Here is a 13,048-nt window from a genome sequence, read left to right as displayed (position 1 = left end):
TTTTTTGATTGATGATTGATGATTGTTTAGGGTGATTAGTCCTGGTATTATAATTTTCTCATGGCTTTTCAATTATTAAACTGTTTCGTTTTCTGATTGATGATTGATTGATGATTGATTGATGATTCTGGTTCTTGTGGAGCTTCTGTTTTTACGTTTTGTTTTTCGTCTGTGGTTTTGATAAAGTTGATTGTCAGCGGGTATTTGTATCGTTCTCCGTTTGCCGCCTTTACTGTGGCATAAATGATTAAGAAGAATTCGGCCACTTTTAAGGTAAAGAACAAAACTACTGCTGTTATGGCAACGACTACGATTCCTGTAATATGTTCAAGGCTGAAATTCTCGATAATAAAATCGTCTCCATCGATGATAGCATTCATAGGAATGTTTTTAAAAATGGTAAAGACGAAGATGGGTATGGCGATTAGGCTTAGGATCAAGGTATATAAAAGCAGGCTTAGCTGAAAGTTGATGGCTTGTTTTCCATGATGGTCGATATAGTCGGAATCCTTTTTACTTGCTCCCCAAATGATGATCGGAAATATGTAATTTCCAAAGGGAATAAAGTATTGTGTTAACATACTTAAATGTACTAATGCGGCTGTTGTTTTTTGATTTGATGTTTCCATGATTAAAAGTATATAATAATATCCTATGCAAATATATGGCTAAAAAACAGTATCTTGTTTTACATAGTACTAATATTTAACAAAAAATTAACAAGTGTAAAATATTAGAAAATAAACTAAAGCATTGTTTTCTAGTGATTAAGATAGTTTTTAAGGCTTTTTGGTGTAGGATTTACTGGAGTCGCTTTTTTAATTATTTACCCCATTCCATTAATATTTACTATATTTCGGAAAAATATAATCATGGAATTTACGGCCGGAAAACTCAATAAGTTTCTTTTTTTTAAATTGCCTTCAGCATTTTTGTGCGGTGTCAGAGTCAAAGAAATTGATGGCATGCGATGCGTGGTTGCTGTAAGACATCGCTGGATCAACCAGAATCCTTTTAATTCGATGTATTTTGCGGTTCAGGCAATGGCGGCAGAATTGACTACAGGAGCATTGGTAATGTATCATATAAAGAAAAGCAACAGGAAGATTTCTATGCTTGTTGCCAACAACAAAGGAAATTTTACGAAAAAGGCCACGGGACGTATTCTTTTTACTTGCCAAGACGGACATCTTATCGAAGAAGCCATCAAGCAAACCATAGCAACAGGCGAGGGACAGACTTTTTGGATGAAATCGATCGGAATAAACGAAAAAGGAGAGCAGGTTTCTGAGATGGATTTTGAATGGAGTATAAGAGTAAAGTAAATTCCGAATCAAAACTATGCCGTTAAACCTTACTTAATTAACATTTTATTACACTGATCCGCTCGTAAATTTGAAACATAGAAAATTTATATGCTATGAAAATTTTGATTACAGGAGCGACGGGTCTGGTAGGAACAGAATTGGTTTCCCTGTTATTGCAAAACGGTGTTTCAATACATTATCTTACGACTTCAAAAAAAGAACTTAAAAGCGAACCCAATTATCAAGGCTTTTACTGGAATCCGCAACAGGGAATTATTGATGAAAATTGCATTCTAGGAGTTGACGCGATTATTCATCTTGCTGGCGCATCAATTTCAATGCGCTGGACATCAAAAAACAAACAAGAAATTATAGAAAGCAGAACCTTGTCTACCAACCTGCTTTACAGAATAGTGAAGTCACGGCCGAATCAAGTCAAGCAGATTGTGTCTGCATCGGCTATAGGAATTTATCCGGACAGTCTTTCGGACGTCTATACCGAAGAAAATAAATTAGTTGACAATTCCTTTTTAGGACAAGTCGTTGTAAAATGGGAAGAAGCCGTTGATAATTTCAAAAGGCTGAATATTAAAGTCTGTAAAATCCGAACAGGGCTTGTCCTCTCAAAAAAAGGCGGTATGCTTAAAGAACTGCTCAAACCAATAAAACTAGGCGTTGGTTCTGCTTTTGGCTCAGGAAAACAGTGGCAGTCTTGGATACATTTACATGATTTGGTGCATCTATATTATTTCGCGATACAACATCAATGGGAAGGTGTCTATAATGCCACAGCTCCCAATCCTGTCGATAATCATGAGCTGATAAAGAAAATAGCAAAGACTATAGAAAAGCCTTTTTTTATGCCTAATGTGCCTGAATTCTTGCTGAAGCTCATGTTAGGAGAAATGCATATATTGTTGGTCGCTAGCCAGAATATTAGTTCCCAGAAAGCACAGGATAACGGATTTGTTTTTAAATTCAGGACTTTAGATAAAGCACTAGATGACCTTTTTAGGTGATCGTTAAAATAAAAAGAGCTCCATTTCTACAAATGGAGCTCTTTTTGGAGGTGAATTAACAATTATTTTTTAGCTGTAACGCTAACCTTCAGTTCAATATCGTCATTAATAAATTTGTCTCCCAGGTTGTCAAATACAGATTTTGATCCGTAGTTGACGTTCCAAAGCGTTCTGTTTATAGTAAACGGATCGCTAACTACTGTTACCGTATTGCCGTTAACCGTTACAGTTGCAGGGAATTTTACATTTTTTGTGATGCCTTTCATGGTCAAGTTTCCTTCTACAGACGTTTTCCCGTTTTCAGTAACTGCTTTCGTAATTTCAAAATTGGCTTGAGGGTATTTTTTCACGTTGAAAAAGTGGTCAAAATCCGCTTCTGTACCGCCAGTACCTTTTAAGTGCCCTTCCAAATCTTCTTTACCGTCGCCAGCTTTAAGATCGGTCACGGTAATCGTATTCATGTCAATCGTAAATTTTCCTGTATCCAAAGCATTGTCTTTAACAGAAACAGTTCCCTCAGCAAGATTGATAGTTCCAGTATGCTTTCCGGTAGGCTTAGATCCAGTCCATTCAATTTTAGAATTTTCTTTATCGATAGTATAAGTTGCTGCTTCGCCAGAAACTTCTTTTACAGTTCCGGCTTCTGTTGTTTCAGCTTCAGCAGCTTTGTCATTTTTACATGAAACTGTCAGTGTTAAGGCTGACAAAACTAGTAGAGATGCAATACGATTCTTCATAAGACTTAAATTTTTAGCTTAGCAAACATATCAAATCAAAGCTAAAAATCTCTTAAAATTATATTAAAATCAAAATGTTTGTGATTGTTAACATTGAAAATTACTTGAAAAAAAGCGTGACAATTTGACATTTTGAAACAATTGGCAGTACTTTTGCAATCTCTCGAAAAGCAGAAAATGAAATTTAAAAATATATTTAAAAGTAAAAATACTATGAATGCTGAAAACCAAGACAAAGAGCAGGAAATCGATGACGCAACTTTAGAGGCAAATGCAAATGCAGAACAAATAATCGTAGAAGAGTTAAGCGTTGAAGAGCAACTGGCCCAAGATTTGGCAGCCGAAAAAGACAAATTTATTCGTCTTTTCGCAGAATTCGAAAATTATAAAAGAAGAACGGCAAAAGAACGAATAGATCTGTTCAAGACAGCAAACCAAGAAGTTCTTTTGGCATTATTGCCAGTTTTGGATGATTTCGACAGAGCTAAGATTGAAATTTCAAAATCAGAAGACCAAAGTCTTTTAAAAGGCGTGGAATTAATCCATGAAAAACTAAAAAATACTCTTGCGTCAAAAGGACTTGAAGAAGTTGACGCTAAAGCAGGTGATGCTTTTGATGCCGATTTTGCCGAAGCTATTACGCAAATTCCAGCGCCTTCTGACAAGCTAAAAGGCAAGATTGTTGATGTTTTAGAAAAAGGATATAAATTGGGCGACAAAATTATCCGTTTCCCAAAAGTGGTAATCGGACAGTAATTATTCGATGAGAATGTAGTGGCATGAATGATGCCTTTGCAACATTTCAATGTTAAAAATGAAAAAATGAAACAAGATTTTTACGAAATATTAGGAATTTCAAAATCTGCTGACGCAGCTGCGATTAAAAAAGCATACCGAAAGAAAGCGATAGAATTTCATCCTGACAAAAATCCGGGTAATAAGGAAGCTGAAGAGAACTTTAAGAAGGCTGCTGAAGCTTATGAGATTTTGAGCGACCCTCAAAAGAAAGCAAAGTATGATCAATACGGTCATCAAGCTTTTGACGGAGCTGGAGGTTTTGGGGGCGGAAGCATGAATATGGATGATATTTTCAGCCAATTCGGTGATATCTTCGGAGGTGCTTTTGGTGGCGGATTTGGCGGATTCGGTGGCGGAAATTCCGGTCCACGTAGAGTAAAAGGAAGTAATCTTAGAATCAAAGTCAAACTAACTTTAGAAGAGATTGCCAATGGTGTTGAGAAAAAAGTAAAAGTCAAAAGAAAAGTCCAAGCCCAAGGCGTTCATTATAAAACCTGTCCTACTTGTAATGGTCAAGGCCAGGTAATGAAAATAACCAATACCATTTTGGGAAGAATGCAGTCAGCAACCACTTGTCATACTTGCGGCGGTTCTGGGCAAGTACTTGAAAGCAAGCCAAAAGATGCAGATGCTCATGGAATGGTAATGGTTGATGAAACTGTTTCTATCAAAATTCCTGCAGGTGTAGTGGACGGAATGCAGCTAAAAGTTTCAAACAAAGGAAACGATGCGCCAGGAAATAACAGTATCCCCGGAGATTTGATTGTTGCGATTGAAGAAATCGAGCATGAATTTTTAAAACGTGAAGGCGAAAATCTTCATTTAGATCTTTATATAAGCTTTCCAGAAGCGGTTCTAGGAATCTCAAAAGATATCGAAGCAGTAAACGGAAAAGTAAGAATCAAGCTAGAAGAAGGAATCCAATCTGGAAAAATTCTCCGCTTAAAAGGCAAAGGAATACCAAGCATCAATGGCTACGGAAATGGCGATTTGCTGGTACATGTCAATGTTTGGACACCGAAAAATCTAAACAAAGAACAAAAGCAATTTTTTGAAAAATCAATTACGGAAGAGAACTTTATCCCAAACCCTGAAAAGAGTGAAAAATCTTTTTTTGAAAAAGTTAAGGATATGTTTTCGTAGTAATTTAAATTTTTTATATATTTGAAGATTACTAGGCAACTAGTAATTTTCTTTTTCATAGCAATTTTTCCCATCCTTGTGCAAATAGGGGTGGGTTTTTTTTGAAATTCTGACAAATTTCACCTCTCAATTCCTTACTTTTACAGACTCGTGGCTACGATAGCCCAGCTGATGAAATAAATCAAAAAGCATAATGAACAACATACTTGAAGTTAAAAATGTAGTCAAACAATATGGCGATTATACTGCTTTGAATAATGTTTCGCTACAAGTTCCAAAAGGAAGCATCTACGGACTTCTCGGTCCAAATGGCGCAGGCAAAACCTCGCTAATCAGAATTATCAATCAAATAACCATGCCCGATAGCGGTACTGTTCTTCTTGATGGAGAAAAGCTGCAGCCGGAACATGTACAGCACATCGGCTACATGCCCGAAGAAAGAGGCTTGTATAAAACCATGAAAGTTGGTGAGCAGGCACTTTATCTTGCCCAGTTGAAAGGGCTTTCAAAAGCGGAAGCAAAAAAACAATTGGATTATTGGTTCGATAGGTTGGAAATCCAAGGCTGGTGGAATAAAAAAATTCAGGAGCTTTCAAAAGGAATGGCCCAAAAGATACAGTTCGTAGTTACTGTACTGCACAAGCCAAAGCTTTTGATTTTTGATGAGCCTTTCAGCGGTTTTGATCCTGTAAATGCAAATTTGATAAAAGACGAGATTCTAGAATTAAAAAAACAAGGTGCTACAATCATCTTTTCTACCCATAGAATGGAAAGCGTTGAAGAACTTTGCGACGATATTGCTTTGATTCACAAATCGAATAAACTGATAGAAGGAAAACTCAACGACGTCAAAAAAGAATACAGAACCAATAGCTTTGAAGTCGGAATCATGACATCTAATGTCGAAGGGCTTATGTATCAGCTGACACAGAAGTTTACTGTTGGTCAGACTAATTTCAAGACGCTTAATGATGACCTGAAACTGGAAGTGCAGATTGGCGATTCTTCTCCAAATGAGCTTTTGAATATTTTAACTCAAATGGGACAAGTGACCCATTTTGTAGAAAAAATTCCAAGTGTTAATGATATTTTTATCAAAACAGTAAGCGACAAATAAGTATAGATTATCTGTTCTGGAGGGAAAATCCAGAATCATAAATCATAAATTGAAAATCTAAATGAGCATACTAAAATTAATCATAAAAAGAGAATTCGTTGCAAAAGTCCGCAACAAATCATTTATAGTCATGACTTTCTTGAGTCCGTTGCTGATGGTTGGATTGGCCGCTTTTGTGGGCTATCTCAGCACGATGAAATCAGACGTAAAGGAAATTGCAGTTCACGACGAATCGAATCTTTTTGTCAAAGAATTTAAGAATTCCGATGAATATCATTACCTCAATAAGTCTGATGTAGATTTGAAGGTGTTGAAAGACAGCATTATTTCAGAAAAATACGAAGCCATACTTTATATCCCTAAAATTGAAGATAATAAAGAACTGGCCAAAAAAATCCAGTATATTTCAAACGATAGCCCGAGTCTTTCGTATATAGACGATTTGGAAACTATAATTGGACAAAAACTTACAAAATCAAATTTTGAAAAAGCCAACCTTGACACGCTTGCTATTAAGAATGCAGAAGCAAAAGTTGATATTAATTTGGCCAAAGCTTCCGGGGAAGAAACCGTAAAAGGCCTGAACGAAATCAAGATTTTTATTGGAGCAGCTTTCGGATACCTTATCATGATGTTCATCATTATCTACGGAAATATGGTCATGAGAAGCGTCATCGAAGAAAAAACAAACCGAATTATCGAAATCATTATTTCCTCCGTAAAACCTTTTCAGTTGATGATGGGGAAAATCATAGGAACTTCTTTAGCAGGTGTGCTTCAATTTGTTATTTGGGCATTGTTGGGAGGTATTTTATTATTCATCGGTTCTGCCTTTTTAGGAATTAATGTTGGTCCATCTTCAGGGGTTTCATCTGAAATGATGGCAACAGCAAACCATGGAGTTGCAGCAAATATCCAGCTTTATGTCAATGAATTTAAAAACCTTCCGATAGCGACTTTATTGGTTTCATTCATAGTGTATTTTATTGGAGGCTACTTTTTATACAGCTCGATTTATGCAGCAATTGGTGCTGCTGTTGATAACGAAACCGATTCGCAACAATTTCTATTGCCGATTATTCTGCCGCTGATGCTTGGCGTTTATGTAGGTTTCTTCAGCGTCTTGAATGACCCACACGGAACGGTAGCCACTGTTTTTTCAATGATTCCGCTAACATCGCCAATCGTGATGCTGATGCGTATTCCTTTTGGAGTGCCGTGGTGGCAGATTGTACTTTCGCTAGTTTTATTGTTTGGAACTTTCTTTTTGGTAGTATGGTTCGCTTCAAAAATATACAGAATCGGAATCTTAATGTATGGCAAAAAACCGACATGGAAAGAACTTTACAAATGGCTTAAATACTAATAGCGCAAAAAAGATAAAATATGCCTAAAATATTAATCATAGAAGATGAAGCAGCAATCAGAAGAGTCCTAACAAAGATTCTTTCTGAAGAAAATGATTCGTATACAGTAGAAGAAGCCGAAGATGGGCAGCAAGGTCTTGAGAAGATCAAGAACGACGATTACGACTTGGTGCTTTGCGATATCAAAATGCCAAAAATGGACGGTGTCGAAGTACTGGAAGCTGTTAAAAAAATCAAGCCGGAAATTCCAATGGTCATGATTTCGGGCCATGGCGATTTAGAAACAGCTATTAATACCATGCGACTTGGTGCTTTCGATTATATATCCAAACCGCCCGATTTGAATAGGCTTCTGAATACCGTTCGAAATGCTTTAGATAAAAAACAGCTTGTTGTTGAAAATAAGATACTCAAGAAAAAAGTCAGCAAAAACTATGAAATGATTGGCGAAAGCGAAGCCATCAACCATATCAAGCAGATTATCGAAAAAGTAGCGCAGACAGATGCACGAGTTTTAATCACCGGACCTAACGGAACTGGAAAAGAATTAGTCGCACACCAACTTCATGAAAGAAGCGAACGTTCGGGCGCATCTTTAATTGAAGTAAATTGTGCTGCGATTCCATCAGAATTGATTGAGAGCGAACTGTTCGGACATGTGAAAGGCGCGTTTACTTCTGCCGTAAAAGACAGAGCTGGAAAATTTGAAGCTGCCGACAAAGGAACTATTTTTCTAGATGAAATTGGCGACATGAGTCTTTCAGCCCAAGCCAAAGTATTGCGTGCCTTGCAGGAAAATATAATCACAAGAGTAGGTGCCGACAAAGACATAAAAGTCGATGTTCGAGTGGTAGCCGCTACAAACAAAGATTTAAAAAAGGAAATCGAAGAAGGCCGTTTTAGAGAAGATTTGTATCATAGGCTTGCGGTTATTTTAATTAAAGTACCGGCATTAAATGACAGGCGCGATGATATTCCGTTATTGATCAACCATTTTACCGAAAAAATAGCATCGGAGCACGGAAATGTGCCAAAACAATTTTCTAAAGAAGCCATTGCCCTTTTGAAAGAATATGATTGGACCGGAAACATACGCGAATTAAGAAACGTAATTGAACGCTTGATTATCTTAGGCGGAAATGAAATTTCTGAAACAGACGTGAAGCTTTTCGCCAGCAAATAATAAAGCTTACAGCATTTAAAATGAAACTAAAAAAAATAAACGAAAATCTTCAAAGAGCTTTAGCCGAAAACGGACTTACAGAAGCCAATGAATTGCAACGCGAAACGTTTTCGACCATAAAAAGTGGCGCGGACTGCGTCATCATTGCTCCTGCCAAATCAGGCAAAACGACTACTTTGGTGATGAACGTAATCCAAAGGCTTGAAAAAGAATTTGAAGAATCTCCTCGAGCATTGATTGTTGTCGAAAGCAAGGAGAAAATGATTGAAATGAAACAGCTTTTCGAAAAGCTAGGAAATTATACGAATCTCAGAGTGTACGGAGTTCATGATAAAGGCGATATTGATTTCGATAAAAACCATATTTCCCTTGGAATTGATGTGCTGATTGGAACTCCAAACCGATTGAGCGATATGTTTGCTTCGGCTGGATATGATGTGAACCGACTGAAAATGTTTATTATCGAAAATACAGACGAATTATTGAGGCTGCGTTTTGATACCAAGCTGGCGCGAATTTCGGAAGCGATGGGCAAGACGCAAAGGATTTTCTTTTCTGAAAACATTACGGAAAGAATAGACAATTTTGCTGACAGAATTATGATTGAACCGCTGTTTTTTGAGATGGACGATAGCGAAGAGGAAGAAGAAACAGAATAATTAAAAACTAAAAAAATAATAAAATGGGACTAATGAAAGTATTTTCGGGAAGTGAGATCTTAGCAACAGCTTTGAAAGCGAAACTAGAAGAAGCAGGCATCGAGACGCTTATGAAGAATAACAACCAGTCCAATATTATTCTTGGATCGAATGGAAGTATTGCTGTCGAGCTTTTTATCGACGAATCGAAATACGGGAAAGCCGATCCGGTCATTACCGATTTTAAGATGAGCCTTTAAAAGATTTTGCGTATGAGAACTTCTATAGAAACCGAAAGATTGCTATTGCGAGAACTCCTGCCAACCGATGATGTCGGGATGTTTGAGCTCGACTCTAATCCGCAAGTACATATTTATCTAGGCAATAAACCGGTTACTTCTATTGAACAAGTCCGAGAGGCCATTGCTAATATCCGACAGCAATATCTTGAAAATGGAATTGGTCGTTGGGCAGTAATCTTAAAAGAAACCAACGAATTCATCGGCTGGTCCGGATTGAAATTAGAAAAAAATGTCAACGGATACGAAACGTTCTATGATTTAGGCTATCGATTTATCCAAAAGCATTGGGGAAAAGGCTATGCTTATGAAACGGCAAAAGCTTTTGTCGATTTTGGTTTTAACGACATGAAACTCGAAAAAATCAATGCCTATGCCGATTTTGATAATCTTGCGTCAAGAAGAGTTCTGGAAAAAGTAGGAATGCATTTTGTGAATGCATTCGATGATGAAGGAACTCAAGAAGCTTGGTATGAAATAAAAAATCCGAATAATTAATTATTCGGATTTTTCTTTTTGTTCAATTTCTGCTTTCTCAATTTCGGGGATAACAGTTTTTGAAATTTCTTCATCTTCTCCTAAAACATAACCCCACGGTTTTAATCCATCGACACGGTCAAAAACTACCTTAAAGATTGCAATAATCGGAATGGACAAGAACATTCCTTTGATACCCCAAACCAATTCTCCCAAGACCAATCCTAAAAGCGCTGTCAAAGTATTGATCTTTACTTTCGAACCGACAATTTTCGGCATGATATAATTACTGTCGATTAAATGGATTACGAAAACAGTAAAAATGACCAATAGTACAGCTGTAGAATTCATGGTCGAAAAAGTCAGCAAAACGGTAAGTATTAATGAAGTCAGAATTCCGATATAAGGAATCACATTAAAAATTCCCGTAATCAGCCCCAAAAGAAAAGCATATTTTATTCCGATAATTTCAAATGCAGTGCAAGCCAAGACCGATACGATTAGCATCTGGAGAAAAAGTCCTGCAATATATTTTTTGACAATATATTGAATATTAAAAACAACATCGTACACAACGGCAGAATGTTCTTCCCTAAATAGCGATACTAAAAAAGAAAGCAACAGGCGGCGATGCAGCAATATAAAAAAGGTATATAAAAAGATAAAAACCAAAAAAAGCATCACAGAAGAAACAGATAATAACGTCTGTCCCAATAAAGATGTCCCTTGGCTTAAAGCTTCGCTAGTAGCCGAATTGATATAGCTTATCTGCTCATGATTGTCAATATGAAAAGTATCCGAAATCCAGTCTTGAATAATTGTAGACGTAGCCAAAAGCTGTTCCTTAAATGCAGGCAAGTCGTTCGTAAGGTCGCTCAACTGGTTTAAAAGGAGGTAGGTAATAGCCGTAATTCCAAGCACTAATGTCATAAGTACCGTTGCTGAAGACAAAGAACGAGGAAATTTCCAGCGTCTTTCTAAAAAATTCGCAAACGGAAGCAGAAGTAACGAAAATAAGAAAGCAAAAATAAGCGGTGCCAGCAAGGTTTCTCCGATAATTGCGAGATAAAACAAGCAGATGATGGAAATCAGCACGTGGGCAAGCCGGGTATAAAAAGGCGTAGTTTTAACCATTATTGAAAATCTTTACTATAAATATAAGCCAATAATTTTATTTTCCACCATCGCGTTTAATATAGATTTTTTCAGATTGCCTAATCCCTTAATTACGCTATATTTGCACCTTCAAAAATTCGAGCAGTCGAAGAATCACAATCCAATTAATCGAATAATCTAGATGATTACAGTAAACGATATTTCAGTCCAGTTTGGAGGCACAACGCTTTTCAGCGAAGTTTCTTTTGCGATAAATGAAAATGACAAGATTGCCCTTATGGGTAAGAATGGAGCCGGAAAATCAACGCTCCTAAAGATAATTGCTGGGCAAAGCAAGCCTTCTGGAGGAAATATCTCTGCACCAAAAGAAGCCGTAATCGCCTATCTGCCTCAGCATTTATTGACGAAAGATGGAGCTACGGTAATGGAAGAAGCTTCAAAAGCATTCAGCGAAATTTTTAAGATGAAGGCTGAGATTGATGAACTGAACGAACAATTGACCGTTCGTACAGATTATGAATCAGACGATTATATGAAATTGATTGAAAGAGTTTCTGATTTGAGTGAGAAGTATTATGCGATTGAAGAAGTAAATTACGAAGCGGAAGTCGAGAAAATTTTGATGGGACTAGGTTTTGTAAGAGAAGATTTCACGCGCCAAACGTCTGAGTTTTCTGGAGGATGGAGAATGCGTATTGAATTGGCCAAAATCCTTTTGCAGAAACCAGACTTGATTCTTCTGGATGAGCCAACCAATCACATGGACATCGAATCGATCCAATGGCTTGAAGATTTCTTGATTAATTCTGCGAAAGCCGTTGTCGTTATTTCCCACGATAGAGCTTTTGTCGATAACATCACCAACCGTACGATTGAAGTAACGATGGGCAGGATTTATGATTATAAGGCCAAATATTCGCACTATCTGGAATTGAGAAAAGACCGAAGAGTGCACCAGCAAAAAGCCTATGACGAACAGCAAAAAATGATTGCTGACAACCAAGCTTTTATTGATCGTTTTAGAGGGACTTTTTCTAAAACAGATGCCGTACAATCACGTGTAAAAATGCTTGAGAAGTTGGTTATTGTACAGGTTGATGAGGTGGATACATCTGCATTAAAACTGAAATTTCCACCCGCAGCTCGTTCTGGAAATTATCCTGTAATTGTAAAAGATTTATCTAAATCGTATGGCGACCACGTAGTTTTTAAAGATGCCAATATCGTAATTGAAAGAGGACAGAAAGTAGCTTTCGTTGGAAAGAATGGAGAAGGAAAATCTACGATGATCAAGGCTATTATGAAAGAAATTGGAATCGATAGTGGTTCTGTAGAAATAGGTCACAATGCACAAATTGGTTATTTTGCTCAAAATCAAGCCTCTTTATTAGATGAAAATGCTACGATTTTTGAAACTATTGATAACATTGCAGTTGGAGAAGTCAGGACGCAAATTAAAAACATCTTGGGAGCATTTATGTTTCACGGAGATGATACTACAAAAAAAGTAAAAGTACTTTCGGGTGGTGAGAAAACACGTTTGGCAATGATCAAATTGTTGCTTGAGCCTGTAAACTTGCTGATTCTGGATGAGCCTTCCAACCACTTAGACATGAAAACAAAAGACATCATCAAAGATGCACTTCGTGATTTTGACGGAACCTTGATTTTGGTTTCCCACGACCGTGATTTCTTAGATGGCTTGGCAACAAAAGTTTTTGAGTTTGGTAATAAAAGAGTCAAAGAACACTTCGAAGATATAGCTGGTTTCCTTGCTCATAAAAAGATGGAAAGTCTTCGTGAGATTGAGAAATAATTTCTGATTTGACGTATTTAATGATTAAATT

Annotated in this window: 14 protein-coding genes; 11 read left to right on the top strand and 3 right to left on the bottom strand. The window is 37.0% G+C overall.

Going from position 1 to position 13,048, the window contains the following annotated elements; all coding sequences use genetic code 11:
* Nucleotides 1-68 precede the first annotated feature (68 nt).
* A complete protein-coding gene (locus OLM56_RS16775; protein WP_264527786.1) occupies nucleotides 69-629 on the bottom strand; it encodes a DUF4870 domain-containing protein in 561 nt (186 codons plus the stop codon).
* A 243-nt stretch (nucleotides 630-872) separates the two neighbouring features.
* Between OLM56_RS16775 and OLM56_RS16770 the strand changes: the two genes are divergently transcribed.
* Both OLM56_RS16770 and OLM56_RS16765 read left to right on the top strand, forming a co-directional pair.
* Nucleotides 873-1,325 carry a DUF4442 domain-containing protein gene (locus OLM56_RS16770; protein ID WP_121374917.1) on the top strand — a complete coding sequence of 151 codons (453 nt, stop codon included), beginning with the start codon at nucleotides 873-875 and terminating at the stop codon, nucleotides 1,323-1,325.
* Nucleotides 1,326-1,420: 95 nt separating this feature from the next.
* A complete protein-coding gene (locus tag OLM56_RS16765; RefSeq protein ID WP_264527785.1) occupies nucleotides 1,421-2,326 on the top strand; it encodes a TIGR01777 family oxidoreductase in 906 nt (301 codons plus the stop codon).
* A 62-nt stretch (nucleotides 2,327-2,388) separates the two neighbouring features.
* Here OLM56_RS16765 and OLM56_RS16760 read toward each other — a convergent pair whose 3' ends face one another.
* Nucleotides 2,389-3,063, bottom strand: a complete 675-nt coding sequence (locus tag OLM56_RS16760) for a YceI family protein (RefSeq protein ID WP_264527784.1) — start codon at nucleotides 3,061-3,063, stop codon at nucleotides 2,389-2,391.
* A 177-nt stretch (nucleotides 3,064-3,240) separates the two neighbouring features.
* Between OLM56_RS16760 and OLM56_RS16755 the strand changes: the two genes are divergently transcribed.
* The 8 genes from OLM56_RS16755 (at nucleotide 3,241) to OLM56_RS16720 (ending at nucleotide 10,106) form a co-directional block, all read left to right on the top strand.
* Nucleotides 3,241-3,819 (top strand): nucleotide exchange factor GrpE, encoded by a 579-nt coding sequence (locus OLM56_RS16755; RefSeq protein WP_264527783.1) that lies wholly within the window; start codon nucleotides 3,241-3,243, stop codon nucleotides 3,817-3,819.
* Nucleotides 3,820-3,885: 66 nt separating this feature from the next.
* Nucleotides 3,886-5,004 carry a molecular chaperone DnaJ gene (gene dnaJ, locus OLM56_RS16750; protein WP_121374913.1) on the top strand — a complete coding sequence of 373 codons (1,119 nt, stop codon included), beginning with the start codon at nucleotides 3,886-3,888 and terminating at the stop codon, nucleotides 5,002-5,004.
* Nucleotides 5,005-5,197: 193 nt separating this feature from the next.
* Nucleotides 5,198-6,121 carry an ABC transporter ATP-binding protein gene (locus OLM56_RS16745; protein ID WP_264527782.1) on the top strand — a complete coding sequence of 308 codons (924 nt, stop codon included), beginning with the start codon at nucleotides 5,198-5,200 and terminating at the stop codon, nucleotides 6,119-6,121.
* A 61-nt stretch (nucleotides 6,122-6,182) separates the two neighbouring features.
* Entirely contained in the window at nucleotides 6,183-7,487 is a 1,305-nt protein-coding gene (locus OLM56_RS16740; RefSeq protein ID WP_121374911.1) for an ABC transporter permease, read from the top strand.
* 20 nt (nucleotides 7,488-7,507) lie between these two features.
* Nucleotides 7,508-8,671 (top strand): sigma-54-dependent transcriptional regulator, encoded by a 1,164-nt coding sequence (locus OLM56_RS16735; RefSeq protein WP_121374910.1) that lies wholly within the window; start codon nucleotides 7,508-7,510, stop codon nucleotides 8,669-8,671.
* A 20-nt stretch (nucleotides 8,672-8,691) separates the two neighbouring features.
* A complete protein-coding gene (locus OLM56_RS16730) occupies nucleotides 8,692-9,330 on the top strand; it encodes a DEAD/DEAH box helicase (RefSeq protein WP_121374909.1) in 639 nt (212 codons plus the stop codon).
* Nucleotides 9,331-9,353: 23 nt separating this feature from the next.
* Nucleotides 9,354-9,569 (top strand): DUF2007 domain-containing protein, encoded by a 216-nt coding sequence (locus OLM56_RS16725; protein ID WP_121374908.1) that lies wholly within the window; start codon nucleotides 9,354-9,356, stop codon nucleotides 9,567-9,569.
* A 12-nt stretch (nucleotides 9,570-9,581) separates the two neighbouring features.
* The gene (locus OLM56_RS16720; RefSeq protein WP_264527781.1) at nucleotides 9,582-10,106 is read left to right on the top strand and encodes a GNAT family N-acetyltransferase; all 525 of its coding nucleotides are present in this window, start codon (nucleotides 9,582-9,584) and stop codon (nucleotides 10,104-10,106) included.
* Here the strand turns inward: OLM56_RS16720 and OLM56_RS16715 are convergent, their stop codons facing one another.
* Nucleotides 10,107-11,219 (bottom strand): AI-2E family transporter, encoded by a 1,113-nt coding sequence (locus OLM56_RS16715; protein ID WP_264527780.1) that lies wholly within the window; start codon nucleotides 11,217-11,219, stop codon nucleotides 10,107-10,109.
* Nucleotides 11,220-11,382: 163 nt separating this feature from the next.
* Here OLM56_RS16715 and OLM56_RS16710 point away from each other — a divergent pair, with 163 nt between their 5' ends.
* On the top strand, nucleotides 11,383-13,017 hold the full coding sequence (locus OLM56_RS16710; protein ID WP_121374905.1) for an ABC-F family ATP-binding cassette domain-containing protein: 1,635 nt from the start codon (nucleotides 11,383-11,385) through the stop codon (nucleotides 13,015-13,017).
* Nucleotides 13,018-13,048 lie beyond the last annotated feature (31 nt).

It is taken from the genome of Flavobacterium sp. N2550, from assembly GCF_025947265.1.
Lineage (GTDB): Bacteria > Bacteroidota > Bacteroidia > Flavobacteriales > Flavobacteriaceae > Flavobacterium > Flavobacterium endophyticum.
The sequence above is the reverse complement of the archived record's forward strand: the minus strand, read 5'-3'. Positions and strand labels throughout refer to the sequence as shown.